We start from the raw sequence: 26,517 nt of genomic DNA, 5'->3' as shown, positions 1-26,517 counted from the left end.
TACTTACCACCGTCACTGATTGAGGTTGTTTCATGACCACTGAAAAAAAGATTAATTTATTAGATTTAAACCGAGATGCAATGCGTGAGCTTTTTGTATCATTCGGTGAAAAGCCATTCCGTGGCGATCAGGTGATGAAATGGATTTATCATTTTGGCGTAGACAATTTTGACGACATGACAAACGTCAACAAAAAGCTTAAAGAAAAGCTAAAAGCTGAATGTGAAATTGTTGCTCCTGAGATCTCAGTTAAACAAGTAGCGACTGATGGCACTATTAAATACGCCCTGATGCTACAAGGTGGCCAAGAAGTAGAAGCTGTTTGGATCCCAGAAAAAGACCGTGCAACTTTATGTGTATCTTCACAGGTAGGTTGTGCCCTTGAATGTACCTTCTGCTCTACGGCTCAACAAGGCTTTAACCGTAACTTAGCGGTGTCTGAGATCATCGGCCAAGTTTGGCGTGTCGCGAAAGATATTGGTTTAGACGGCGACAGCACTAAGCGCCCTGTAACTAACGTTGTAATGATGGGTATGGGTGAGCCATTACTTAACCTTAAAAACGTCGTACCAGCAATGGAACTTATGATGGACGATTGGGGTTTTGGTTTATCAAAACGTCGCGTTACATTAAGTACCTCAGGTGTGGTTCCTGCGCTTGATCTATTAAAAGAGAAGATTGACGTAGCATTGGCTATTTCACTGCATGCGCCAAACAATGAGCTGCGAGATGTACTAGTACCAATTAATAAAAAGTACCCAATTGAAGAGTTTTTAGCCGCATGTCGTCGATATATCGATGGTTCTAAAGCAAACAAAGATGTGACTATCGAATACGTTATGCTACAAGGTGTGAACGACAGTACCGATCAAGCCCACGAATTGGTTAAAACACTTAAAGGTACACCTTCAAAAGTGAACCTGATCCCGTTTAATCCATTCCCGGGTAATGAATATGGCCGTTCGAGTAACAGCCGTATCGACCGCTTCTCTAAAGTATTACAAGCAGCAGGTATTACCTGTATCGTTCGCCGTACTCGTGGTGATGATATTGATGCAGCTTGTGGTCAATTAGTGGGTGATGTCGTTGACCGTACTAAACGTTTAGCGAAAAAGAAAATGCGCGAAGATAACGCAATTGCGGTAAACATTCACCAAGCATAAGCGTAACTTTTGAAGTTAAGCCTTTGTGGCAAACTCGTTATTTTTAAAATAATAGATGCAACACAAAGGCTTTTCGGTAAGATAGGCATACGGAATCAAAGAAGAGATTAGGTAATGCGTTCTATACTTGCCATTACTGTTAGTGCATTTGCATTAACAGGGTGTGTTACAGAAAACAGCTACGAAGGTAGCGACAGACCCGTTGTTGAAAAACAAGTTAACAATACCGGTGCTGCCCGTACCCGTATCGCCCTTGCGTTACAGTACTTAAAAACAGGCAATAATTCACAAGCAAAATATAATTTAGAACGCGCCGCAGATTTTGCACCTGACCTCCCTGAAGTTCATTACTCTTTAGCTTATTACTATCAACAGGTTGATGAACCAGAACTTGCCGATAAAGCCTATCAGCGCGCATTAAAAATTGCCCCTAATGATCCAAACACCTTAAACAATTATGGTGTATTTTTGTGTGGCATTGGTGAGTATGACCGCGCTGCAGAAGAGCTTCTTAAAGCGATTTCAATTCCTAGCTATATCCGTGTAGCTGAAAGTTACGAAAACTTAGCTTTATGTGCGATTGAATTTGATGACTTCGAAAATGCGGAAAAATACCTAAAATCAGCACTTAATCACAGCTCGCAGCGCCCCTCTTCAATGATAAGCTTGGCTGGTTTGTATTACGCAAAAAGTGATCTACATAAAGCTGAAGATATTATTGAAAAATACGAATCAACAGGCCGCGTAACACCTCGTGCACTTATGCTCAGCTATCTTATCCAGCAACGTATGGGACACATAGAAAAAGCCGAAGCAACTGCAGGTATCATTTTACAAACTTACCCCGGCTCAAACGAAGCTAAAGCCATTTCTTCTGGGCAGGTTAAACGTTCAGAGTTTGAAATATTACGAGAAAAATATCGTCAAGCTCAACTCGAAGAGCTCCAGATTTCAAGCGATAACTCATCGGTTAGCAAAGACCAACCAAAGATCCGAATCGTAAAAAGAAAAGCCCCAACAAAGGCGAATGAAACAGTAATTGTAGATAAGACAGATGTACAAACTTCTAATGCAAAAGAAGTATATGCTACGAATCAGCAAAAGTCAGAAGTGCCTGCAATTATTGAACAAGAAACTGTCGAATCAACCCAATCTGTTGCAAACATGCCAGCCCTAGTTGTAGAGCAAGCAAAGATTCAGCCCGAAGCTTCGGGTTTTAAGACTGAATCGTCAAAAAAAATAGCATCAACTCCAACTAAGCCTGTCGATACTGAAGCTGTTGTTAATGCGCTTGCAATAAAAACACCAGAACAAAAGAAAAGTATATCAACACCTAAAGCTGCTAACGATGAAGTCACTATTGTATCTTTTGGGGCACCCACATCTCCTGAGATTAAGCAACAAACTTCAACTTCTGCAAAAGCTGTCAGCAAAAATGAAAGCACAGTGATATTTTATCAGCCTGAAAAAGATGAAAATGTCTTTGGCGAAGAATCCAACTATGCAGGCCAAACGAGTCAAACCTCGTACTCAGTGACTTCTGAACAAATACAATTACCCATGCTCAACCCACGTGTACCTGCGCTGAATATCCCCTACCATATTATTGAAAATGGTGAAAACCTATTTAGCATTTCAGTGCGATACAATGTTAAACTACAGAAGATTTTGCTGTGGAATGGCTTAAAAGAATCGGATCGCGTACAAAACGGTACTCGCATCTATTTAAATGATCCGAATATTTATCACGACATTAATGCTGGTGATACTTTGTACGACATTGCCACGCAGCATAGCGTATTAATCGATCAATTAATGCGCTGGAACAAATTGAGCCCAGATGTTGCCCTTAAGCCTGGGCATAGACTTTTATTGGTAGATCCAGACTCATACGCATTATGAATGAAGAAAACAATTTAGAACAACCACAAGAAACGCTCGGCCAGGCGCTAAAAAAACGCCGCGAAGATGCAGGAATGAGCCTTGAGCAGCTTGCTGGTGCATTAAAATTATCAGTTTTACAATTACAACGATTAGAAAACGACGAACATGAATTACTAGGCCCTGCAACCTTCGTAAAAGGGTATATCAGAAGCTATTGTCGCGAGCTAAAAATAGATAGCCAAGCCATGCTTGAATTATTACCTGAGCATGTTGAGCCAGCTAAAAAATCTAATATGCAGAGCTTCTCTCGTCGCACCGAAAAAGAAGCAAACGATAGCCGTTTAATGCTATTCAGTTATTTTATTTTAGCTGTCATTATAGGCTCATCGGTCGTTTGGTGGTGGCAAAATAGTAATCAAAGTATCGAAGAGCCGGTAACAACGGCGATGCCAAATCAGCTTGAAAGTAATGAGCTAACCACTAATTTAGCAGACGAAGCGCCAGTTGAAGAAACAGTTCAATTGCCTACAGAAGACAAAGAAGTTATTGAGCCACAAGAAACTGTGCCAATAACTAACAACGAAGCAGCAAATCAGGCTGCGTCACAAAGCCAATTAACTGCTCAGCCGCAAACCAAAAAAGCTGATCCTGAGCACAGCGAAGTGGTGATGCACTTCAATGAAGATAGCTGGGTAGAAATTCACGATGGCAACGGCGATCGTATTGCTTTTGGTGTTAAAAAAGCAGGTTACGTTATGACAGTAACCGGCCCACAGCCGTTTAGTGTGGTGCTCGGCAAACACCAAGTAGTCGATATTACTTTTCAAGGTCAAGCCGTCGATACCTCACATTTTGCCAAAAATCGCTTAGCTAAATTTACTTTACCGTTATCAGAGTAACCGCAATGTTTTCAGAATCTCCTATTAAACGTAGAAAATCGACCCGTATTAACGTAGGTAATGTGCCAATTGGTGATGGTGCACCAATTGCCGTTCAGTCGATGACTAACACCAACACCCTAGATATCGATGCAACGGTTGCACAAATTCAAGCTATTCAAGATGCCGGCGCCGACATTGTGCGTGTGTCTGTACCAACCATGGAAGCAGCTGAAGCATTTAAAAGCATTAAAGAACAGGTCACTATTCCGCTGGTAACAGATATTCACTTTGATTACCGTATAGCATTAAAAGTGGCTCAGTATGGTGCGGATTGTTTGCGTATTAACCCAGGCAACATCGGTAGCGAAGAGCGTATTCGTGCCGTTGTAGACTCAGCCCGTGAGCATAACATCCCTATTCGTATTGGTGTTAATGGCGGTTCATTAGAGCGCGACTTACAAGAAAAATACGGTGAACCAACACCAGAAGCTTTACTTGAATCAGCTATGCGCCATGTTGAGATCTTACAACGTTTAGACTTTGACCAATTTAAAGTATCCGTTAAAGCGTCAGATGTATTTTTAGCGGTCGGTGCATATCGTTTACTTGCCAAAGAAATCGACCAGCCACTGCATTTAGGTATTACCGAAGCTGGCGGTATGCGCTCAGGATCTGTTAAATCAGCTGTTGGCTTAGGTATGCTACTTGCCGAAGGCATTGGTGACACATTACGCGTATCACTTGCTGCCGATCCGGTACAAGAGATCAAAGTGGGTTTTGATATTTTAAAATCATTACGCATTCGCTCACGCGGCATTAACTTTATTGCTTGCCCGAGCTGCTCACGCCAAGAGTTTGATGTGGTAAGCACCATGAACCAACTTGAAGAGCGCCTTGAAGACGTGGTTGAGCCTATGTCAGTGTCGGTGATTGGTTGTGTGGTAAATGGCCCTGGTGAAGCGCTGGTTAGTGATATCGGCCTTGCTGGTGCGAACCGTCGCTCTGGCTTATACATCAATGGTGAGCGTCAAAAAGCACGTATCGATAACGATAATATTGTTGACCAACTTGAAGGCTATGTGCGTGACTTTATCGCTAAAAAAGAGAAAGAAACGCCAATCGACATCAAAATCGTTGAATAATTCGCATATACTCGGCAAACCCTTGGGTTTGCCGTTTACCTTTAGAGCCCAAACGGTATAATAGCGGGTCAATTTTTAGTTTTTCTTGAGGCGCGATTTTTTCAGCGCAATTACAGTATTTAGGATTTATCAGTGGCAAAACAAATTCAGGCAGTTCGTGGTATGAACGATTGTCTGCCAGGCGATACGCAAATTTGGCAGAAAGTAGAAGACATTTTACGTGAAACAGTTTCATCGTTTGGTTATCAAGAAATTCGTTTTCCAATTGTTGAATCAACCGACCTATTCAAACGCTCTATCGGTGAAGTAACCGATATCGTCGAAAAAGAAATGTACACCTTTGCAGACCGTAATGGCGATAACTTAACTCTTCGCCCTGAAGGTACCGCAGTGTGTGTACGTGCAGGTAATCAAAACGGTTTACTGTATAACCAAGAACAACGTTTATGGTACATGGGCCCGATGTTCCGTCACGAGCGTCCACAAAAAGGCCGTTACCGTCAATTCCACCAATTTGGTTTAGAAACATTCGGCATTGCCACTGCTGATATTGATGCAGAAGTTATTTTGCTGACAGCCCAATTATGGAAAGAGTTTGGTATCAATGAACACGTTCGTCTGGAGCTTAATTCATTGGGTTCAAATGAAGCGCGTGCAGACTACCGTGATGCACTTGTTGCTTACTTAGAGCAACACGTCGATGTACTTGATGAAGACTCTAAGCGTCGTATGCACAGCAACCCTTTACGTGTGTTAGATAGCAAAAACCCTGATGTACAAGCCATTTTAACTGATGCGCCTAAACTATCTGAGCACTTAGACGCTGAATCAAAAGAACATTTTGAAAATTTATGTGAACGTTTAGACGCTGCTGGCGTCGAATACACGGTAAATGAAAAGCTTGTACGTGGCCTTGACTATTACAACCGCACCGTTTTTGAGTGGGTAACCGATAGCCTAGGCGCACAAGGAACCGTTTGTGCCGGTGGTCGTTACGATGGCCTAGTTGAACAACTTGGCGGTAAAGCAACACCAGCGGTAGGTTTTGCAATGGGTCTTGAGCGTTTAGTGTTATTACTTCAAGCACTAGAAAGTGTAGGTGACATCCGCCGTAGTGCTGATGTATATTTGGCAGCCATGGGCGATAAAGCCAGCATTCAAGCGCCTATTATTGCCGCTCAGTTACGTAAAGATGTTGCAGGTCTTCGTGTTATGGTGCACGCAGGCGGTGGCAACTTTAAAAAGCAATTAAAACGCGCAGATAAAAGCGATGCTCTTGTTGCAGTTATTATCGGCGAAGATGAATTAGAACAAGGCGTTGTGACTATTAAGTATTTACGTGAGCGTAAAGAACAAGTCACCTTAAAACTAGAAGAAGCGAAAACGCTACTAGCTGAGCTTATTTAAGCCCAGCTAGCAACAGAGGTAAGCATGGAAATTTATTCAACAGAAGAACAACAAGAAGAAGCGATCAAACGCTTTTTCCGTGAAAATGGTTTAGCACTTGCAATTGGTATTGTTGCAGGTTTAGGTGGTTTATATGGTTGGAAAGCTTATAACCAAAACCAAATCACCACGGCTGAGAAAGCATCTGACTCTTTCACACAACTTGTTGAAAGCGGTGCCGTGCTAGAAAAAGCGGATACGTTTATTAAAGAAAATAACGAGTCAAGCTACAGCACGCTAACAGCATTTGTTGCGGCAAAAGAAGCCGTAGAAAAGAATGACCTTGATGCAGCAAGCGAAAAGCTTAACTGGATCATCACCAACGAGCAAAACCCTGAGCTTAAAGCAACGGCAACAACGCGCCTTGCTCGTGTTCACCTTGCGCAAAAGCAATATGAGCAAGCGCTAACAACGCTAAACGCCCAGCTTCCAGCATCATTTACTGCTGCAGTCGCTGAATTAAAAGGCGATGTTTATGCTGCACAAGGCGACAAAGACCAAGCACGCAGCCAATACCAAGCTGCTGCGGATAATGGCGGCCTTGAAAACAACCCGTTATTACAAATTAAACTTGATGACTTAGCACAAACTAGCCCAGCGGCGTAAGGGGTTAAGATGAAGAAGTTAACAGCGGCAACACTTGCTCTGTGTATCGCAACCCTAACTGGGTGTTCGTCAAGTGATGACGAAGAAGAACTGGTACTGCCTGAAATTGTTAATCAGTTTGAGACAGACGTAGTATGGCAAGAATCAATTGGTGACGGTGTTCAGCATTATTTCTCGCGCTTAACGCCGGCTATTCATAACGATGTTGTGTATGTAGCAAACCGCGAAGGTGAAGTTGAAGCCCTTTCGCTTGAAAATGGCGATACGCTATGGCAAACCGATGTGCGTGAAAACCCTGCCTTTTGGCCTTGGGAAACCACAGAAAGTGCCAAGTTATCGGGTGGTATATTACAAGCTTACGGCAAAATTTTTGTTGGTTCTGAGCATGGTTACTTAACCGCGCTAGACCGTGAAACAGGTGAAATTGTTTGGCGTAAAACGATGCCTGGCGAAGTACTTGCTAAACCTGCTGCAGGCGACGGCTTAATCTTTGTAAACCTAGGCTCTGGTAAATTATTAGCAGTGCACCCAGATACAGGTGAAGAACGTTGGCGCTTCGAACAAGAAGTACCACCACTGACATTACGTGGTCAAAGTTCACCAACTGTGGCAAACGGCGGTGTATTACTAGGTCTTGAAACAGGTAAATTGAGCGTATTAATTTCAGAAAACGGCTACTCTGCATGGAGTGCTGAAATTGCCTCTCCAAAGGGTGCATCTGAGTTTGAACGTTTAGTTGATGTAGATACACAAGCATTAATTAGCGGCCCATACGCCTATGCAATCGCTTATAATGGTAACTTAGCAGCCGTTGATATTCGATCAGGTAATGTTGTTTGGAAACGTGAATATAGCAGCTACCGTGATCTATCGATGGATAGTCAGTCTATCTATGTTGTTGATAGCGATGGTGTTATTTACAGTCTAGATAAAACATCAGGTATTGAGCGCTGGAGCCAACCAGCACTGCGCGGCTGGTACTTAACAGGCCCGACTGTGGCTGGTAAATATTTAGCATTAGGTGACCAAGAAGGTAACCTACACTGGTTAGACAAAGAAACGGGCGAGCTTGTATCGCGCGAAGACTTTGACAGCTCAGGTTTCTTTATTGAGCCTGTTGTTGCCGGTGACAAATTAATTTTATACACCCGAGATGGTGAAGTTAGCGCGGTTAAAATTCCAAACTAACTTACTAATAGTAAACGTTATTTTTCTAAGGCTTCGCTTGGCGAAGCCTTTTGTTGTTTTTTTAAGAGGTAGTTTATGCTTCCCGTGATCGCTCTTGTTGGGCGACCCAATGTGGGCAAATCCACATTATTTAACCGTTTAACACGTACTCGTGACGCCCTCGTAGCCGACTTTCCAGGCTTAACACGAGATAGAAAATATGGCCAAGCTGATTACGATGGCTATGAATTTATCGTGGTAGACACGGGTGGTATTGACGGTTCTGAGCAAGGTATCGAAACTGAAATGGCTGAGCAATCGCTTCTGGCAATTGAAGAAGCCGATATCGTGTTATTTTTAGTTGATGCCCGCGCAGGTATGACCGCCGCTGACCAAGCAATTGCGAATCACCTTCGTAAACAACAAAAGAAATGTTTTGTTGTGGCAAACAAAGTCGATGGTATTGATGCAGACTCGTACTGTGCTGAGTTCTACCAGTTAAGCTTAGGTGACGTACATCACATTGCAGCGGCTCACGGCCGTGGTATCACGCAGCTACTTGAAACAACTTTACAGCCAGTCATTGCCGAACTTGCAGGCGAAGCTGAAGAGCTTGAAGAAAGTGATGACGAATTAGTTGATCTTTACAGCGAAGATGAAGAAGGCGAAGACAACCAGCAAGCCTTTGCTGATAAGCCAGTAAAGCTTGCAATTATCGGTCGTCCTAACGTTGGTAAGTCAACACTTACAAACCGTATCTTAGGCGAAGAACGTGTAATCGTTTACGATATGCCGGGTACAACCCGTGATTCTATCTATATTCCGATGACACGTAACGACAAAGAGTACATTCTTATTGATACCGCAGGTGTTCGTAAACGTAAGAAAGTAAGCGATGTTGTAGAAAAATTCTCTGTGATCAAAACCCTTAAAGCGATTGAAGATGCTAACGTGGTATTGCTTGTGGTTGATGCGCGCGAAGGTATTTCTGATCAAGATTTGAGCTTACTAGGTTTTGCCTTAAACGCAGGTCGTTCATTGGTTGTGGCTGTTAACAAATGGGACGGCCTAGACGATTACGTTAAAGAACGTATTAAGTCAGAACTTGACCGTCGTTTAGGTTTCATCGATTTCGCACGTTTACACTTTATCTCTGCTTTACATGGCACCGGTGTGGGTCATTTATTTGAATCAGTAGACGAAGCGTACGAATCAGCCACTAAACGTATTAGCACAGCGATGCTGCGTCGTATCATGGATATGGCACAGGCCGATCACCAACCGCCACTTGTTCGCGGTCGTCGTGTAAAACTTAAATATGCTCACGCAGGTGGTTATAACCCTCCACGTATCGTGATCCACGGTAACCAAGTTCATGACTTACCAGATAGCTACAAGCGCTACCTAATGAACTACTACCGTAAAGCATTAGGTATTATGGGCACGCCAATCAAAATTGAATTTAGAGAAGGCGACAACCCGTACGCGGGTCGCACTAATAAAGTGACTTTATCGCAAAAACGTAAGATTCGTGCATTTGCGAAGGAAAACCGCAACAAGTCTTAGTTACTACGACTAAGCTTTAAGTATTGCAAAAACCTTGTAAGTATGACTTACAAGGTTTTTTTATTGCTGAAACTATGCTTTATTTAATAAACGAATAATAAATAGAGCAGCATAAATGGACTTTTTAAGTCAGGTTATTTACGTCGATAACGTAGAAGAAGTACTCGACTTTTACTATCAAGCATTTGGTTTAAATACCAACCATATCAGTGACGATGCCGAATACGGTGAGCTTGTTACAGGTTCCGTTAAACTTGCCTTTGCGACCCACCCGCATGCGCAAGCATATTTCAAGCAAGGGTATATTCGCGCCCATCCTAAGCAGCCTGCTCTTGGTTTTGAGCTAAGATTCAGCTGCCATAATTTAGTCGAAAGTTACGATAAAGCTGTGCTTGCTGGCGCTGAGCCATTGTGCCCGCCAACTAAAAAAGACGCCCAGCATTATGCGTATGTTCGGGCTATTGAGGGCACTTTAGTGTGTTTAGTAGAAGATTAGCTTTTTGTAAGGTCCGCTTTTGTTAGGTCAGAATGCAGCTCAAGCGTTAACTCGCGTAATAACTCGATTCGCTCCAAACTCATATTTGAGCGTGCCATTAACTTAGCTGTTAATTCTTCAGCATCAACTTTAAGTTGCACTCAATGTAATGAACGATTACGGCCGTATTCCTGTTTGTGGCATGATCTCAGGTTATAATGACGACACTGCACAACCAGGCCCGAGCAACCTCTTTTACATCAACTCGAAAAAGCTCACCATGAAAGGCTTTATCGTGATTGATTATTTTTCTCAATTCTCTGAATTTGTAGAGCAAATGAGCGAATGGATCAGCGAAGGCAAAGTTAAATCTGAAGAAACGGTATACCACGGCATCGAAAACGCCGTTGATGCATTTCTTGGTCTGTTCGAAGGTAAAAATAAAGGAAAAATGCTGGTTAAGCTATAACACTTAATAACCAATAAAGCCTGTATCTGAGTTGGTACAGGCTTCTTATTAAGCAAGTTTAAAAAATACGATTGCCGAAACAAGCATCCCTTGCCCTTACAAACCTTCATATTCAGCTTCCCTTGGTTTTAATATTTGCTCCTGACAAGTCATCTTATTCCAACAATCTGTTTCAGGTACGCCGTAATACCACGCTTTAAAAATAGGTTGATACTTTTCAATCACACGTTGTTGCATGCTTTCTGAAAAATGGGGTAAGTAAACCGTTTTAGTCAACGTAATGTGCCTTTTAATCATCTGTCCTAAATTAAAACGCTCTTGCCAAAATAGCATTTTTCCATTGAAATGCTCATCACTATCTGGCGCCGCATTTTGCATTATCACTTTGCCCTGTTCAGCCCAGCCAGCTACTTTATTCATTTGTTCAGCAAAGGGCTTAACAGTAAACGTTACATAAATGGGGTCATCAGCATCGGTGGGCGGAAAACCTCGAGTAAAGACGTTGTAGTGATAATTAGGATGAGTAACTTTAAAAAGAATTGTTGCGTATGCATTAGCTTGCAATAGGTCTAACCGCTCTCGCGGGAAGGTGATTGGCTCATTGGCATAGCTCGTTTTTAGATATCTATAACCGGAGTCTATGCCACAGCTACTATGACCACACGACTCTGTGTACACAGACTCTATTAAAAAAGGAAACTCCGACACTGAGCCATCTTCTGTTTTAATTGTCACAACGATGGGCCCGCGATACCCATGCGCCTTATCGAGTACTGTAGTGCAACTTGTTGTAAACAAACAGGCCAGTAACACGCAATAAAATTGCACCACCTTGCGCTTATAATCCTTCATATTTAGCTTCCCTTGGTTTTAAAATTTGCTTTCTGCAGTCAACCATATCCCAACAATCTGTTTCAGGTACGCCGTAATACCACGCTTTAAAAATAGGTTGATACTTTTCAATCACACGTTGTTGCATGCTTTCTGAAAAATGGGGTAAGTAAACCGTTTTAGTCAACGTGATATGCCTTGCAATCATCTGTCCTAAATTAAAACGCGCTTGGCGATACCTAATATCTGCTTTTTTAAACTCTCTGCTATCTGGTGCGAATTTTTGCATGTCTTGTTTAGGGCCTTCCGCCCAGCCAGCCACTTTGTTCATTTGTTCAGCAAACGGCTTAACAGTAAACGTTACATAAATGGGGTCATCAGCATCGGTAGGTGCAAAACCTCGAGTAAAGACGTTGTAGTGATAATTAGGATGAGTAACTTTAAAAAGAATTGTTGCGTAGGCATTAGCTTGCAATAGGTCTAACCGCTCTCGCGGGAAGGTGATTGGCTCATTGGCATAGCTCGTTTTTAGATATCTATAACCAGAGTCTATGCCACAACTACTATGACCACACGACTCTGTGTACACAGACTCTATTAAAAAAGGAAACTCCGACACAGAGCCATCTTCTGTTTTAATTGTCACAACGATGGGTCCGCGATAACCATGGGCCTTATCGAGTACTGTAGTGCAACTTGTTGTAAACAAACAGGCCAGTAACACGCTCATAAACACCACTAATTTTTTCACACTATTGACCTTATATTTTAAAAATTATTTAGCGCTAATAATGGGAGCTTTTAAATATTCTCTTCCTAGTCATTCAAAATCGATAAATAGGCAAGTTCTGCTAGTTTTTCTAAAGGTGACGTTGCATTAGACTCAGGCTTTTTAGCATGAACCGAGTAACGCCTTTTGGGAATTTTAACTTGAATAAAACCATGATTATTGGCCATATCAATACGCAGCATTTCACGCTCTTTTGGCGTTAAATGATTTTCATGGATCTTTTCAAGTTCGCCATGATCAAGCCAAATAGCCGCACAATTTGGACATTCGTCTATTTCAACCACTTTTAGTGGCGTGAAAAAGCGTCGCATCATCACCACGTCAGGGCACTTCGGGCAATTAATTCGCTTTGCTAAATCAACGCATTCTGTTGGCAGAGTTTGTAAATGAGCCACCAGCACTTGCGCTGGTTTTAAACTTGGATCGCTAAAGTGGAATATTTGTCGATTATCAAAAAATACACCACCGCTTTTTGATAAATACACGTTAACATCGCCAATGCTCACTGCTTCAAGTGCTGTTTTAGTACGCGGGCAAAACATAGACCTTCCTTGTTTTAAATTTAACTTAGCGCTTTTGTAATTATCGGTTTAAGCGGCTCAGGTAAGCTGATGTTACCAGCTAACACAAATTCATGTGCTTCGTTTGACATTTTTTGCCAAGTTTTACGAATAATACCCAACCATTTTTGCTCATCGTAATCAGGCTTGCTAGTTGCAAAATCAAGCATGTAATGTTCGATAAACACAAGGCTTGCGATGTCTTCAATTAATTGGCTATCAGGGTTTCGCTTTATATTCTTTTTAGCCACGGCTGCGTATACGCGCTCACATTCACCCGTTGAGTAACCAGCGGTTTTCATAAGGGCTGTTACACGCTCGGCATGAAAATCATATAAAGCAGTGCGCCATTGATAATAACCTTCTTACCCATAGGGAAGTCACTGCGAGGAGAGCGCCAGCGTTCAATATGTTGGCCCCGTGCAGCAATGTGCATTAGTTCATCGGCTTGCGGATTAAAACGGTTAAGCATATCGGTCATACGCATAGAATATAAAGATTCTTTAGCTAACGCTTGCCCAGCATGCTTAACACGATTGGGATCTGCAGCATTCGCTGCATCTATGGCTTCTATAACAGTTTGAGACATATAACATTCTCTAGTTGGTTTATAGCCATGATTATAATGAGCAATAACTACTTTAGCTACTTTGCTCTAGCAAACAACTCTATTACAAACGAGTAAGGTCCATCGCGATGCTGTGCTTAGGCTTTTCAATCATTCGAAGTAACTCTTTGCCGTTAGAGCTTACAATAAACGTTGGGGTATAACGAAGGTCGTACTGCTTAGCTAAACCATCAGGGTCAAGCTTATCGTAACCAACCGCAATTAATTGGAGTGATTTCAGCTTTACACCCGAACCATCAAGTAACTTTAGTAAACGAGGCACTTCACGCTTAGAGTCATGACACCACGTACCTAAAAATACTAATACTTGTTTACCACTGAGCGTTTTAATTGTGTTTAAATCATCCTCAGATGGTGAATAGTTTTTATACTCTTTAGCAAAAGCAGGATACTGTGCGAGTAAATCCTCAGCGGTAATTTCCCCACTGTACGGCGACGTCGTTGCAAATGTGAATGATGAGAATAATAAGGTAACGAAATAAATAACTTTTTTCATTGTGAGTGCTCTTTGTTCTAATTAACTCACAATAACCAAATTATCGAAAACACTCCAGCATTACAATTGCGAGTTTGCACATACTTACTTTCTATGAGGTGCTTTAGATAAACTCGCAATGCTGTGAATAAGCCATTAAAATACGCTTTTATAATTAACCATGGTGCCATTTATGTCTTTTCCTCCTTGCCCACAATGTAACTCTGAATACGTGTATGAAGATCAAAACAATTTAGTTTGCCCAGAGTGTGCTCACGAGTGGGACCCCAATGCGGTTGATACCGATGATGTGATCAATGTGAAAGATGCTAACGGCACTTTATTGGCTGATGGCGACAAAGTGACCGTTGCTAAAGATTTAAAAATTAAAGGCAGCTCGCAAGTTATTAAAATTGGCACCAAAGCCGTGATCCGCCGTGTGCTAGATAAAAAAGACCACGAATTAGACTGTAAAGTCGATGGCGTTGGTGAAATGATGGTAACCGCTAAGTTTGTTAAAAAAGCTTAAAGAAGCATAGTAAGTAAATCGACTAACCAGATTTACTTACTAACATTAGTAAAGTTACTTCTTTGTCACCACGCCTTCAGGTATGTGTAAAGTACGTTGTGGGAAAGGAATTGTCAGGCCAGCTTTCTCGATTGACTCTTTGACACGTTTGTTTAAATCCCAATAGGTTTGCCAATAGTCTTCATTTTTAGCCCATGCTCTTAGCTGAATATTCACCGAGCTCTCAGCCATGGCTGTCACCATCACTTGCGCCGCCGGTTCACTCAGTAAACGGCTTTCGTTCGCGGCAATATCTTTTAGCACCGCAAAGCCATCATCGATTGAATCGGCATATGAAATACCCACAACAATATCCATTCGGCGTTTGCCATTTCGGGTGAAATTTTTAATATTGTTACCCCACACTATGCCATTAGGTGACGCAATATAAAGACCATCAATCGTTTGAAAAACACTGGTGAATAGGTTTACCTCAGAGACAGTACCTTGCATCGAGCCTATCTCAACAAAGTCACCAACTTTAAATGGCCTTAATATAAGCAACATCATGCCCGCTGCAATATTACTTAAGGTGTCTTTAAGGGCTAAACCTATCGCCAAACCTGCTGCCCCCATTAGGGCAATAAGGCTTGCCGTATTCACGCCAAAGATATCTAAAATAAATACCCCGCCAATAATATACACCACATAGCCTGCCACAGACGACAAAATAGGCAGCAAGGTATTATCAACTTTTTTAAGCGTCGCGTTGGAGTTTTTTATAGCCTTTTTCACTGACTTAGCAAGCACTGCACTGGCAATTAAAATAACAATTGCGAGTATCAATTTATACCCTAGCGCTATGATTGTTTCTGAGTTATTGAGCCAAAATTCATTGAGGGTTTGTTTCATAAAAATCCTTGATTTTTTTTAAATTCGAAATTGCATTTATTGATAAATTGAAAAGAAAAGCCATGCGTTATAGGCAATAAAAATCAGTAATAAACCAATACCTTCAGCGCGATTTACCCTGCCAATACCTCGGTGCCCATAAGCAAAAATTAATAAAAAAATTGAAAGAGAGAGCATCGCCAGCCAATCTCGCGATAATAGATCCGGTGAAAGGTTAACAGCTGGCGCTATCATCCCTGCAATACCTGTGACGGCCAAGATATTAAATATGTTTGAGCCAATCACATTACCAATGGCAATGTCGTGTTCACCTTTTCTGGCTGCGGCAATTGAAGCTGCAAGTTCAGGGAGCGAAGTGCCAAGTGCCACAATTGTGAGACCGATAATGAGGTCGCTAATACCCATAATCTCAGCAATACTGACTGCCCCCCATACCAATAGCCTTGAGCTAATAATGAGTACAACAAGCCCAACTACCAGCCAAACAATAGCTGCTTTAAGTGACATTGTTTGCACGTTAAGTTCTTGCTCAACATCTGTTGCTAAGCTGTCATTTTTGCTTTTAAGGCCAGAATAAATACTCCACCCCATAAAACTAAAAAATCCAAGTAACAATACACCTGCGTCAAAACGTGATAAGCCACCATCAACAATCAGTAATGCAAATAGCACACTCACCACAAGCAATAGTGGGAGTTCTTTTTTAACGATATTAGAGTGAACAGCAATCGGGGCAATCAGCGCTGTTATCCCTAGTATAAGCCCAATATTGACAATGTTTGACCCCAGCGCATTACCTAAAGCAAGCTCTGGGCTGCCATCAGCAGCAGCCATGGCCGATACCAACATCTCAGGAGCCGACGTACCAAACCCAACCACAATCATACCAATGAGTAAACTAGGTATACCTGCATATTTTGCGCTTACAGCTGCACCATCAACAAAGCGATCAGCGCTCCAAATCAGCAATACAAAACCAACTAAAATGGCAAGGATAAACAAGGTCATAGTGCTCTCCAACAGAAGGGTTGCAAAGCAAAATGTGATAAATAAACCGATTTAAGAGGACAGAAATAACCATATAAATGGTCTAGAAATGTAACAAGCACGAGACGGTTCCTTAGGGCGAAGAACAATAAGACACGCATCAAGGTCGCCCATTGAACCCAATACGTGCCTTAGGTCTTGTCAATCCGGCTTGCGGACATGAACGCCACGAACATTGGTTCGGAGACTGTTGACGTTCATCTTAATCTAAGAGACTACTCCCCTAAGGTTAGGTAAAGACTATATAACTAAAAGTCATACAATTAAAGCTCTAATTGTTCCTTTTTTACTTGTTATTTAGAAGCTCAAATGTTCTACAACAATCCCTGTAACTTCACAATGTTCACAACTCTTCAAGAGTGTAACTTGCATAGTTTGGTTCAAACATCATTGCCATCCTTGCTTTGGGTTATTAATTCTTTGGGTACTCAGTGCTTTAGATATAATGTACCATTTTGCTTTATTTGCAAAAGCCATTGATCAAACAAATTGTTCGCGATACTCAGCTCTTCATCTGAAAGTGTCGGGTATTGTCTTTGATCAAACCACGCATAACGATTATACACATCGTTATTTTGCGTGATTTCCATAATGAGTCGATTTATAGCGTAGGCTTTTGCTGCACTATGCTCACCAACTTGTTCGCTGTAATACATGCTCGCTAAACTCATCAGCGCTTGTTCACTGCCCTGCTTCGCTGCTTGCTCTAAAAATACGGTTTTACGCTCTTTAAAACCATCACGATTTTTGATGAACTCGGCACGTGACAACTTCTCAGGAAATTGCGACTTCATGTAAAATTCGGGAGTTAGCCCAGCAAACGTTTGCTGCGCAAAGGCAGAGCCCTGTTCTGCTGCCATTGCCAAATAACGGTAAAAAGACCGCCGCGTTGCTAAATCTAACCCTTGGCAATACTCATATTTTTCAAAAACACGGTTTTGCGTATCACCAGCATCGCTAAACTCATAGCTTTCGGCTAATGTTGCCTCAAGCGCCTCAGCATCTAAAGGAGCATTAAAACAATACTTAAGATTTTGTGCGATGAGATAGTTAGCCTCAGCATCACCTTGCTTAGCGCGTTGCTTTAGCTCAGTAAAATGGTCAATAAACACACCATCAAAACGCCATTTCGGTGCATTTTTGATAATAAATTCACGGCTATCATTGGCTTCACTCACTTGCTCAGCAGATTCATCAGGTAACAAACTCGTATCAGGCTTTGTGGCTGATATGTTTACTTGTGCCTCAACGTGCTGCGAAGCTGTTGTATCATTTGATGACTCTGAATTGGTTGCAAAGATTGCAGCTTCTCGTGAAGAATATATATAAATAACGAACAACAATACCACAATTAAAAATGGCTTTACTCCTTGCCTAACAAAAGCATACCCAGACATAACAACCTACTTATTATTTTTGTTGCTCAGTAAGTTACAAGAAAACAGTGATGAAAGCGAAACTTAACTGCGGTTTCGCTTTGTTTGCATTAAACAAGCAATAACAATAAAACTAATCCCAACTAATTGCTGCCCATTTACCGGGCTATCTAGAATGGTTAACTGAAGAAGGTATGAAAACACCACTGACGTATAAATCAGCGGCGCTAGTTCAGAGCCGGTAGTAACTAGTTTATATGCAGAGCTTCTAAAGTATTGCGTAGCACTACTAAATACCGCTAATAACACTAATAAGCCTAATAATAACCAAGCACTCTCAAACACCAAGCTGCCTGCTGCGAGTTCAGCATTTAGCCCTCCAATAAACAGCGGCAGAATGAAAAATAGCGTACTGAATAGTGCTGCAATTAAAAAGCAAAAACCATTGGCAACCAGAACCGGGGTTTTCTCTTTACTAATTTGAAATAAACACAATTGCGAGCAAGCATTAAAAAAGCCAGCCGCCAGACCAATTAATAGCTCCCAACGTAACGTAATCCCTTGGTCGGTCATACTTTGAATGATCAGCCCTATCATCATTAACAACAAAGTCGGCACGACAAACAAGTCGATTTCTCGCTTATACACCACACTTTCAAGCAGTGGGATAAACAAAGGCCCGGTGCTAAATAACACAACCGCCTCAATTAACGTAAGTTTGTAAAGCGCTAAAATAAAAAACCCTTGGCACAAGGTGATAAAAACAGCGCGTAGCATCACATTTTTTAATGCAGAAAAACTAACATAATGCCAAAACCGTGCTCGCGCTGTTGCTAACATTAAACAACCAGGTAAGAGCAACCTTAAGAATAACAGTAAAATAATTGGCAGCATGGGGGTTAACAGCTGGGTAACCAGTCCATTCAGTGCTAGAGTGAGGGTAGATAGCAGCATTAACGCACTAGAGCGGTGACTAATATTCATTTACATTGTTTATAAAGCGAGTAGATGACACTCACGATACGCTCTGCTGAAATTATAAAAAAGCGAATAAAACCGCATTAATATGTAAGAAAAACTAACACATGAAACACAATATCCCGCTCAAATCCTTATACAGTTTCATTGCTGTTGCAGAGACTGGCAGCATGGTTAAAGCCGCAGATTCAATTCACGTTAGTCACTCGGCTATCAGCCAAGCTATCAAGTCTCTTGAGCAACAGCTTGAGGTAAAACTTTTCGATAGGGTTGGCAGACAAGTGTATTTAAATGATGCTGGGAAACTTTATTATCAGCGCGTTTCGCCCGCCGTTCAGGCCATCATTTCAGCAAGCGAAGAGGTTAAAAATAAAGACAAAGATCATCATTCAATTTCACTCAACATGGTGAATTCTTTGGCATTACATTGGTGGATACCACGAGTTGATAAGCTACAAAATTGTTATGCTGAGTTAGATATTCGCTTATCAAACTTTGTAGGTGATGTTGATCTCGAAAGACGCAATATCGATATGGCTATTTTTCAGGGCGATCCGCAAAATTGGCAAAAGTACCACTGTGAGAAATTAGCAGATGATGAACTTGTTTTAGTTTGCAGCCCGTCATTATTAAAGCCAGAAACTACAAACAACATCAATGAACTATTAAACCGCTTTCCCGCCATTCAAGTGCTTAATGCACGCAGAAACAATAACTGGCAGATTTGGGCAGAGCATAACCACATTGCCAGCCCTAAAGCACAGAAAAACCGCTCTTTTGAAACCACAGCTCAAGCATTGCAAGCTGTAACGAGAGAACTTGGCCTACTGGTTACCCATAAGCAATTTGTTTTAGAAAAGCTCGAATATGGCGAATTAGTGCAGCTAGGCAGTGCAGTAATCCATCCGCAGCAGTCATTTTTCTATGCCTGCAAAGCTGACAAATTAAAGCATACCAGCATTCAACAATTGATCGCATGGCTAAAAAATGAATTTTTAGCAAGTTAGCAAAATTGTAGCGACGATTTTATATCGCGTAGAATTGATTGCTTTACATTGAATCATTTATATAGCACCAGCAATAAAGACCAATTCAAAACTATTTTATTTAGAGCTAGTTATATGCCAAACGTGATTAGCTTAACTTATCTTTATACTCACACATGCCTTTTAACGCATGGTCGATTAAGGTTTTTATGTTCGTCAGCTCAGTGATTTTGGCGTCTATTTCTTTACTTTTTTCAATCAATTTGGCGGCCATAGCTTGCTGAGTTAAGTTGTTTTTGCCAAGTAGCTGTGTGAGATCTTTAATCTCTTTTAAAGTGAAGCCTAGGTTTTTAGCCATTGTGATCATGTTGAGCTGCTCAACTGTTTTTTCACTATAAATACGATAGCCATTCACATCTCTTGAAGGTGGCGGGATCAACTGCTCTTTTTCATAAAAACGAATGGTGTCTTTTGTGAGGCCGGTTAATTGCGTGACTTGCTTGGTTTTCATAAAAATACGCTTGACTGTAGAGTAAGCTCCACAGTTTATGCTCAACGCATTCTTCTATCAATACTAATAAAAAAATGAATACATCGATTAGTGTTAAAACAGCCGATAACGTCACTTTAAATGGCACTCATTTTGCGGCCAACAACCCTAAAGCAACGGTGCTATTAAACCCAGGTACAGCAACAAAAACCACCTACTATTTACCGTTTGCGGAGTTCTTAGTCAGCCAAGGTTTCGATGTGGTTGTTTGGAATTACCGTGGCTTTTGCGAATCGAAAACAAGCCAGTTAAAAGGCTGTATTTATCAATATTCAGACATTGGCCGCTTTGATATGCCTGCCATGATTGATAAAGCTAAAAGCATCAATCCTTCTCTGCCACTTTATTGCGTTGGTCATAGTGCTGGCGGTCAGCAAATAGGTTTAGCTGCCAATTACCAAAAGCTTGATGCCCTTGTTGCGGTTGCAGTTTCTGCCGGATACTTTGGTTATATGCCAACCGGTTACCGTATTAAAGCTAACTTCTTCTTTCGTTTATTTTCGCCGATTACGGGGGCATTATTTAAATACGTGCCTGCTAAAAAAATGAATTTTATGGAAGACTTACCCGTTGGCTTTACGCGTGAATGGTCAGCGTGGTGTAGAGAAAAGCAGTTGTTTTTCTCGAATAAATTTTACGGTAAATCGATTGCCGAAGGTACCTATAAAAACTTTGATATTCCTACCTATGTCTTTACCGCTGACGATGATGAAATCTGTACCGAGCAAAACGTGCATAACTTTTGGCGCAATGTAACCAGCAAACACCCAATTGCTTTTAAGCGTTATCAATCTGCACAATTACCCGCTAAAAAAGTAGGCCACTTTGGCTATTTCAGAAAACATAATCAAGCAATTTGGCATGACATATTAACCGCGTTAAATGAGACTCATAATGCCAAACAAAGCAGTGCTATTTAAACAACACGCTCGTTTACTCTTTATTGTACTCGCGAACTTTATCGCCAGTATTTTGCATTATGTGCACAATATTATGTATTTTGAGCACTATCCTGAACCTGATTGGCTTGCAGCAAACGTGGTCGACTACTTTTGGTTTATCATGACTTTTGTTGGCTTATATGCGCTGCTCTGTTTAGCTAAGCAACGCATTAAACACGCCATGTGGCTGCTCCATCTTTATGCTGCGATGAACATGTTATCGGTACTGCATTATGCGGTTGATAGCGATAACGTTATGACAACCGCAATGCATGTATTAATTTGGCTGGAAACCGTTGTTGCTATTTGGCTCATTATTTTCGTTGCAAAAACACGCTTAGCAACATCCAACTAGCGGTCACTCTTGAGTCTTTTTAATTGACCTATTTTGCTTTTGAACAGTCTTAACCATTTTTGAAAACGACCTCTGTTTTGTTATGCTCAACAACACGTCCTAAATGGCTGTTTTCCAGCTCATCTAAACTCAACTGTTGTTGAAAGAAAGGTCGCATGCCTAATTCTATCAGTGAAGGTGTTTGCATAGTGTTTACCAAAGCTGTGGATTATCGAGTGGTTTTAGGCAACTTGGCTTACCAGTAATTGGCAAAATTTCGTCATCTAAAACCGGTTTAACAAGCCAGCCTTTTGGGTATGATAAGCTATGAGGAGCTTGAATAATTTCTTCACTCACAACGGAAAAACCGACTTTTCCATAAAAGTTGATATCACCATAGGTCATCACTAGGCTGACATTTTGTTCAGCTAACTTATCGCAGCCAAATTGGATCAGCTTTTGTCCTATGCCTTGTCCCTGCCAATTCGTTGCCACTGCAACAGGTGAGAGTAAAAACACCTCTTTAGCGTGCGCAAACTGTAAACGCGACATCACGATAGCGCCCACGATCCGTTGCTCATCTGTCGCGACAAACACATATAAATCAGTTGATGGATATGGCTCAGCTAAAAAGTCAGTGACTAAACGGGCAACTTGCTCGCCTTCTTGTTTTGACTCTGATGCACTAAATGTTGCCAAGTAAAGCGCAATAATCTCGTTTTTTTGGCTCTGTTCGTAAATTGAAAAATTCACTTAGACTCCTTAAGTTTTAAAATAAAATAGTGATAAGTAAAGTTTTGCCCGGTTTCATTTTCGTAAAGGGCAATTTCTGTTTGTATGTCTTTCACAGCTTGAGACTCACTTATCGATGGCGCTAACTCAGCAAGGCGCGCCTTGAGTGGTTGCCAATAGTTTTTCCAAGCTTGCTGATCCAGCGAAAACTGCTCTATAAGCTCATAACCAAGCTCATCAAATAAGGCTATGCGGCTTTCGATTGATTGCATATCTGGGTAATTCGCTTGCCAGTACTCTTTAACCGCCATTTCAGGCTGGCTGTTAAGCCAAACTAAATCACTGACCACAATCACCCCATCACGGCGAAGAAACGGTTTCCAGCTTGACAGTGCGCTTTGCATACCCATGACATATACACACCCTTCAGCCCAAATAACATCGAATGAACTTGCTTTAAAAGGCAGCGCAGTCATCGATGCGCACGTCAAAGACACATGCTCAGCCAATTGCTCTTCGAGCAATCGCTCCTGTAAATAAGCAAGTGCCGATGACTCATTATCTAAAGCCGTGATCTTGGCATCAGTTTGCTTGGCGATTAGTAATGTTGATGAGCCTTTACCACAGCCAATTTCTAAAATTTGTTTGGCATTGTTAGGAACAGCAGCAAAAGCTTTTAATGTAGCTTCTTCGCTACCAGGCCCCCATCGCTCTAATGGCTCAAACACAGTCATAAAATCGTGCATGTAGCTTTCATGGTCACTCATATCTTTTGATAACCAACGAAGCCGCAATGCCTCTTTTTCTGTGTATCCTTGCTTTAACAACCAATTTAAATGCGCACTTGGCGCACGCTTATTCAGCTCATCATGTAAGTGTTTTTGAGAGCGTTCGCCAAGCAAACTCAGTAATAAATCTTTGGCTTGTAACTTAGCGGTAATTTCATCTTCAAGTTGCGCTAAGCGCTGTTGCAAAATCACTTTATCTAGCTCTACATCTAAACAGCTCTGACATTCTTTTAAGGTTAACCCCGCGCTTTGTAACTGCTGGATCAAAACCAAGCGTTGTAAATCAGCCTCGCTATAATAGCGATAACCATTTGCAAGCCTGCGCCCTTGAATAATTTTAAGCTTCTCGTAATACAACACAGCCGTGCGCGACAAACCCAGCTTTGCTGCTAACTCTGAAATTAAATACATGATGAAATAGGCCTATAAGGCTTTTGAATACAATAAGTATGAAGTGTAAAGCTGTAGACAGGTCAAATATTTTTGCAAAATAATTTAAGAAAATAAGGTAAGCAAGAAAGCTTACCTTTATAGGGCGTGTTTAGATTCAACTAAATTTGTTTTGGCAATTTAGTCGATATAAGGGCGGTAATTACAATAAATAACAGTGAGATAGCTAAACAAGCTGCTAAGCCATAAAGTTGAAACACTAAGCCCGACAACACAGTGCCAATTAAGCGACCCATGGCATTAGCCATATAGTAAAACCCAACATCAAGTGATACGCCATCGGCGTCAGCCATGCTCACAATCAAGTAGCTGTGCAAAGATGAGTTAATCGCGAATAACACACCAAATAACATCAACCCGCCTATCAGCATTGGTTTTACAGCCCACTCAAAGCCAATAGCAAGGGCAATGGCTAAGGTGACTACAGCAAGCAAGGATGCCCACTTAACTGTTTCTGCGCTTGGTGATGTTTGCTTATTGAGCTTAATGATTTTAGGAGCAAAAGATTGCACAGCCCCATAACCAATGACCCAACTAGCTAAGAAGGCACCCACAGTCCAGTGATCCCAATCAAAGGCTTGTGATAAAAACACCGGAAGTGCAACTACAAACCAAACATCACGCGCACCAAACAAAAACAACCTCGCGGCCGACAAGATATTGATTGAACTACTCTTTGAAAATATCTCGTTAAACTTAGGTTTGTTTTTAGCTTTGCCTAAATCATTTTTAATTGCATAAATACTAAAACACCACACCACCAGCAAGGTGGCAGCCATGGTTAGCATTGCGCCTTTAAACGACATTAATGTCAGTAGTAAGCCACCTAAAAAGAAGCCCACACCTTTTAATGCGTTTTTAGAGCCTGTTAGTATCGCTACCCATTTAAACAAGGTGCCTTCTTGGCCACTAGCAACCAACATTTTAATTGAGCTTTTAGCGCTCATTTTATTGAGATCTTTTGCAATGCCCGACAGTGCTTGCGCCAGCATCACATAGGTAACACTCAGCCATTCAGGGGGGACTGCCAACATGAACAAGGCTGCAACCTGTATGGCAAGGCCAATGTTCATGGTCTTGTTTAAACCAAGCCTTGCGCCTAAATAGCCGCCCACTAAGTTAGTGACAACACCAAAAATCTCATAAAACAAAAACAGCATGGCAATACTCAAAGGCGAGTAGCCAAGCGCATGAAAATGCAGTACCACCAACATTCTCAATGCGCCATCTGTTAGCGTAAATGCCCAGTAATTCCCGGTGACAATTAAGTACTGCTTTATATCAGCGGGAAGATTAGCCAAACGCGTCATTACTTTTAACCTTGTAGTGATCGCGCAACTTTACGGGCAAGTTCGGCGGTGCGGTTTGCATAACCCCATTCGTTATCGTACCAAACATACAGCTTAACTTGAGTCTCGTTGACAACCATGGTTGATAACGCATCAACAATGCTTGAGCGTGGGTCGGTTTTGTAATCGATAGAAACAAGTGGCTTTTCTTCATAGCCCAAAATGCCTTTTAGCTCCCCTGCTGCGGCTTCTTGCATCCATAGGTTAATTTGCTCAGCGGTAGTTGGCTTTTCAACTTCAAACACACAGTCAGTGATTGATGCATTTGCTAATGGCACACGAACTGCGTGGCCGTTTAATTTGCCTTTAAGTTCAGGGAAAATATGTGTAATCGCTGTTGCAGAGCCGGTTGTAGTTGGAATTAAGCTCATGCCACATGCGCGAGCACGGCGTAAATCTTTATGGGGCGCATCTAAGATAGTTTGCGTGTTAGTGATATCGTGAATGGTCGTCATTGAACCATGTTTGATACCAATTTTTTCTTGCAATACTTTAACCACAGGCGCTAAACAGTTGGTAGTGCATGATGCCGCAGTCACAATATCGTGCTGCTGTACATCATATAAATCATCGTTTACACCCATTACAACGTTCAACACGCCGTCTTCTTTTACAGGCGCAGTGACAACAACTTTTTTCACACCTTGATCAAGATAGGCTTGCAGTAATTCGGTTTTTTTCATTTTACCTGAGGCTTCGATAACGATATCGCAACCAGACCAATCAGTGTCTGCAATCGCTTTATTTTGCGTAACGTTAATTTCGTGGCCATCGATAATCACAACATTGTCGTTACTTTCAACCTCATGAGGCCAAATACCGTGTACCGAATCATACTTTAGTAAGTGAGCCAGTGTAGCTGCATCACCCGCTGGGTCATTAATTTGCACAAACTCAACGTCGTCCCATGCAAACGCTGCTCTTAGTGATAAACGACCCATGCGGCCAAAACCATTAATGCCTACTTTAATTGCCATTGTTAAGCTCCTACTTTTTGAAAATTGTCGAAAAATGAACGTTGTACTGGGTTATGCAACGATTTAGGGCGAATAGCCTGCACTTGAGTAACTATGTCATTTTTAGCATAGCCAAGCTCATGCATTAATAAACCAATAACTAAGCCTGTACGGCCTGAGCCGCCTTTACAATGTACAGCCACGCTACCACCACTTTTTATGATGGCAAGAATGTCGTTAAGGTGTTTGTTGAAAGCGAGACTAAACGCTTCGTTTGGCGCGTCATCATCCAAAATAGGTAACTGAAACCAGCTAAGGCCAGCTTGCTCACATTCGATTACAAGCTGCTGCGCCCCATTTTTAACAAGCTCTTCATCGTACATTAGCGTAATAATGGCTTTTGCACCTGCCGCTTTTAAATCAGCAACAGACTGTGATAAGCCAACGCCTTTTGTGCCAGGGCAAGGGGTAAAAATAAATGCCCCAGTTTCTAGCTGTAAAATATCAAATGGATGTGATTGCATTAT

General features: G+C 41.6%; 29 protein-coding genes and 1 pseudogene. 14 read left to right on the top strand and 16 right to left on the bottom strand.

Annotated elements, in window-relative coordinates; genetic code table 11:
- Nucleotides 1-32: 32 nt before the first annotated feature.
- The 10 genes from AOG27_RS13450 (at nt 33) to AOG27_RS13405 (ending at nt 10,799) form a co-directional block, all read left to right on the top strand.
- Complete coding sequence (locus AOG27_RS13450; protein WP_054553528.1) at nt 33-1,163, top strand: bifunctional tRNA (adenosine(37)-C2)-methyltransferase TrmG/ribosomal RNA large subunit methyltransferase RlmN; 1,131 nt, start codon at nt 33-35, stop codon at nt 1,161-1,163.
- A 114-nt stretch (nt 1,164-1,277) separates the two neighbouring features.
- Nucleotides 1,278-3,065 carry a type IV pilus biogenesis/stability protein PilW gene (gene pilW, locus AOG27_RS13445; protein WP_054553527.1) on the top strand — a complete coding sequence of 596 codons (1,788 nt, stop codon included), beginning with the start codon at nt 1,278-1,280 and terminating at the stop codon, nt 3,063-3,065.
- Nucleotides 3,062-3,946 (top strand): RodZ domain-containing protein, encoded by an 885-nt coding sequence (locus AOG27_RS13440; protein ID WP_054553526.1) that lies wholly within the window; start codon nt 3,062-3,064, stop codon nt 3,944-3,946. The genes pilW and AOG27_RS13440 overlap by 4 nt, the downstream gene beginning before the upstream one ends.
- A 5-nt stretch (nt 3,947-3,951) precedes the next feature.
- Nucleotides 3,952-5,070: a flavodoxin-dependent (E)-4-hydroxy-3-methylbut-2-enyl-diphosphate synthase gene (ispG, locus tag AOG27_RS13435; RefSeq protein WP_054553525.1), complete on the top strand. Its 1,119-nt coding sequence runs from the start codon at nt 3,952-3,954 to the stop codon at nt 5,068-5,070.
- A gap of 132 nt (nt 5,071-5,202) precedes the next feature.
- Nucleotides 5,203-6,477, top strand: coding sequence for a histidine--tRNA ligase (gene hisS / locus AOG27_RS13430; RefSeq protein ID WP_054553524.1), 1,275 nt, complete (start codon nt 5,203-5,205; stop codon nt 6,475-6,477).
- Between the two features lie 24 nt (nt 6,478-6,501).
- Entirely contained in the window at nt 6,502-7,122 is a 621-nt protein-coding gene (locus tag AOG27_RS13425; RefSeq protein WP_054553523.1) for a YfgM family protein, read from the top strand.
- A gap of 9 nt (nt 7,123-7,131) precedes the next feature.
- The gene (bamB, locus tag AOG27_RS13420; protein WP_054553522.1) at nt 7,132-8,310 is read left to right on the top strand and encodes an outer membrane protein assembly factor BamB; all 1,179 of its coding nucleotides are present in this window, start codon (nt 7,132-7,134) and stop codon (nt 8,308-8,310) included.
- 75 nt (nt 8,311-8,385) lie between these two features.
- Nucleotides 8,386-9,855 carry a ribosome biogenesis GTPase Der gene (der, locus tag AOG27_RS13415; protein WP_054553521.1) on the top strand — a complete coding sequence of 490 codons (1,470 nt, stop codon included), beginning with the start codon at nt 8,386-8,388 and terminating at the stop codon, nt 9,853-9,855.
- A gap of 115 nt (nt 9,856-9,970) precedes the next feature.
- Nucleotides 9,971-10,351 carry a VOC family protein gene (locus AOG27_RS13410; protein WP_054553520.1) on the top strand — a complete coding sequence of 127 codons (381 nt, stop codon included), beginning with the start codon at nt 9,971-9,973 and terminating at the stop codon, nt 10,349-10,351.
- Between the two features lie 148 nt (nt 10,352-10,499).
- The gene (locus AOG27_RS13405; protein WP_054553519.1) at nt 10,500-10,799 is read left to right on the top strand and encodes a hypothetical protein; all 300 of its coding nucleotides are present in this window, start codon (nt 10,500-10,502) and stop codon (nt 10,797-10,799) included.
- 96 nt (nt 10,800-10,895) lie between these two features.
- Here AOG27_RS13405 and AOG27_RS13400 read toward each other — a convergent pair whose 3' ends face one another.
- From AOG27_RS13400 to AOG27_RS13380, 5 genes and pseudogenes are all read right to left on the bottom strand, one after another.
- Nucleotides 10,896-11,651, bottom strand: a complete 756-nt coding sequence (locus AOG27_RS13400) for a hypothetical protein (protein WP_054553518.1) — start codon at nt 11,649-11,651, stop codon at nt 10,896-10,898.
- Complete coding sequence (locus AOG27_RS13395) at nt 11,638-12,381, bottom strand: hypothetical protein (protein WP_054553517.1); 744 nt, start codon at nt 12,379-12,381, stop codon at nt 11,638-11,640. Before AOG27_RS13395 ends, AOG27_RS13400 begins: the two co-directional genes overlap by 14 nt.
- 65 nt (nt 12,382-12,446) lie before the next feature.
- A complete protein-coding gene (locus tag AOG27_RS13390) occupies nt 12,447-12,962 on the bottom strand; it encodes a zf-TFIIB domain-containing protein (RefSeq protein ID WP_054553516.1) in 516 nt (171 codons plus the stop codon).
- 20 nt (nt 12,963-12,982) lie between these two features.
- A pseudogene (locus AOG27_RS13385) lies at nt 12,983-13,569 on the bottom strand (DUF4202 domain-containing protein).
- An 82-nt stretch (nt 13,570-13,651) separates the two neighbouring features.
- Entirely contained in the window at nt 13,652-14,104 is a 453-nt protein-coding gene (locus AOG27_RS13380; RefSeq protein ID WP_054553515.1) for a TlpA family protein disulfide reductase, read from the bottom strand.
- A gap of 172 nt (nt 14,105-14,276) precedes the next feature.
- Between AOG27_RS13380 and AOG27_RS13375 the strand changes: the two genes are divergently transcribed.
- Nucleotides 14,277-14,612, top strand: a complete 336-nt coding sequence (locus AOG27_RS13375; RefSeq protein WP_054553514.1) for a zinc ribbon domain-containing protein YjdM — start codon at nt 14,277-14,279, stop codon at nt 14,610-14,612.
- 54 nt (nt 14,613-14,666) lie between these two features.
- Here the strand turns inward: AOG27_RS13375 and AOG27_RS13370 are convergent, their stop codons facing one another.
- The 4 genes from AOG27_RS13370 to AOG27_RS13355 form a co-directional block, all read right to left on the bottom strand.
- Nucleotides 14,667-15,503, bottom strand: a complete 837-nt coding sequence (locus tag AOG27_RS13370; RefSeq protein ID WP_054553513.1) for a mechanosensitive ion channel family protein — start codon at nt 15,501-15,503, stop codon at nt 14,667-14,669.
- 36 nt (nt 15,504-15,539) lie between these two features.
- Nucleotides 15,540-16,511, bottom strand: a complete 972-nt coding sequence (locus AOG27_RS13365) for a calcium/sodium antiporter (protein WP_054553512.1) — start codon at nt 16,509-16,511, stop codon at nt 15,540-15,542.
- Between the two features lie 467 nt (nt 16,512-16,978).
- Complete coding sequence (locus tag AOG27_RS13360; RefSeq protein WP_054553511.1) at nt 16,979-17,947, bottom strand: hypothetical protein; 969 nt, start codon at nt 17,945-17,947, stop codon at nt 16,979-16,981.
- Nucleotides 17,948-18,010: 63 nt separating this feature from the next.
- The gene (locus tag AOG27_RS13355; RefSeq protein ID WP_054553510.1) at nt 18,011-18,910 is read right to left on the bottom strand and encodes a hypothetical protein; all 900 of its coding nucleotides are present in this window, start codon (nt 18,908-18,910) and stop codon (nt 18,011-18,013) included.
- A gap of 101 nt (nt 18,911-19,011) precedes the next feature.
- Between AOG27_RS13355 and AOG27_RS13350 the strand changes: the two genes are divergently transcribed.
- A complete protein-coding gene (locus AOG27_RS13350) occupies nt 19,012-19,911 on the top strand; it encodes a LysR family transcriptional regulator (RefSeq protein WP_054553509.1) in 900 nt (299 codons plus the stop codon).
- Between the two features lie 127 nt (nt 19,912-20,038).
- Here AOG27_RS13350 and AOG27_RS13345 read toward each other — a convergent pair whose 3' ends face one another.
- Nucleotides 20,039-20,401 carry a MerR family transcriptional regulator gene (locus tag AOG27_RS13345; RefSeq protein WP_054553508.1) on the bottom strand — a complete coding sequence of 121 codons (363 nt, stop codon included), beginning with the start codon at nt 20,399-20,401 and terminating at the stop codon, nt 20,039-20,041.
- 74 nt (nt 20,402-20,475) lie between these two features.
- Between AOG27_RS13345 and AOG27_RS13340 the strand changes: the two genes are divergently transcribed.
- Together AOG27_RS13340 and AOG27_RS13335 are read left to right on the top strand one after the other, a co-directional pair.
- Nucleotides 20,476-21,360: an alpha/beta fold hydrolase gene (locus AOG27_RS13340; RefSeq protein ID WP_054553507.1), complete on the top strand. Its 885-nt coding sequence runs from the start codon at nt 20,476-20,478 to the stop codon at nt 21,358-21,360.
- Nucleotides 21,335-21,736: a hypothetical protein gene (locus AOG27_RS13335; protein ID WP_054553506.1), complete on the top strand. Its 402-nt coding sequence runs from the start codon at nt 21,335-21,337 to the stop codon at nt 21,734-21,736. Before AOG27_RS13340 ends, AOG27_RS13335 begins: the two co-directional genes overlap by 26 nt.
- Before the next feature lie 49 nt (nt 21,737-21,785).
- Here AOG27_RS13335 and AOG27_RS21460 read toward each other — a convergent pair whose 3' ends face one another.
- The 6 genes from AOG27_RS21460 to AOG27_RS13310 all read right to left on the bottom strand — a co-directional run bounded on the left by AOG27_RS21460 (nt 21,786) and on the right by AOG27_RS13310 (nt 26,514).
- Nucleotides 21,786-21,923 (bottom strand): hypothetical protein, encoded by a 138-nt coding sequence (locus AOG27_RS21460; protein WP_200909100.1) that lies wholly within the window; start codon nt 21,921-21,923, stop codon nt 21,786-21,788.
- 5 nt (nt 21,924-21,928) lie between these two features.
- Nucleotides 21,929-22,468: a GNAT family N-acetyltransferase gene (locus AOG27_RS13330; protein WP_054553505.1), complete on the bottom strand. Its 540-nt coding sequence runs from the start codon at nt 22,466-22,468 to the stop codon at nt 21,929-21,931.
- Complete coding sequence (locus tag AOG27_RS13325; RefSeq protein WP_054553504.1) at nt 22,465-23,646, bottom strand: MerR family transcriptional regulator; 1,182 nt, start codon at nt 23,644-23,646, stop codon at nt 22,465-22,467. Before AOG27_RS13325 ends, AOG27_RS13330 begins: the two co-directional genes overlap by 4 nt.
- A gap of 140 nt (nt 23,647-23,786) precedes the next feature.
- Complete coding sequence (gene arsJ, locus AOG27_RS13320; RefSeq protein WP_054553503.1) at nt 23,787-24,995, bottom strand: organoarsenical effux MFS transporter ArsJ; 1,209 nt, start codon at nt 24,993-24,995, stop codon at nt 23,787-23,789.
- A 5-nt stretch (nt 24,996-25,000) separates the two neighbouring features.
- Entirely contained in the window at nt 25,001-26,011 is a 1,011-nt protein-coding gene (locus AOG27_RS13315) for an ArsJ-associated glyceraldehyde-3-phosphate dehydrogenase (protein WP_054553502.1), read from the bottom strand.
- Nucleotides 26,012-26,013: 2 nt separating this feature from the next.
- A complete protein-coding gene (locus AOG27_RS13310; RefSeq protein ID WP_054553501.1) occupies nt 26,014-26,514 on the bottom strand; it encodes a dual specificity protein phosphatase family protein in 501 nt (166 codons plus the stop codon).
- Between the last annotated feature and the right edge of the window lie 3 nt (nt 26,515-26,517).

The sequence above is a fragment of the Pseudoalteromonas lipolytica genome, assembly GCF_001306915.1.
In the GTDB taxonomy this organism is placed as follows: Bacteria; Pseudomonadota; Gammaproteobacteria; order Enterobacterales; family Alteromonadaceae; genus Pseudoalteromonas; species Pseudoalteromonas simplex.
Note: the sequence above shows the minus strand (reverse complement) of the source record. Positions and strands in the feature narration are given on the sequence as shown.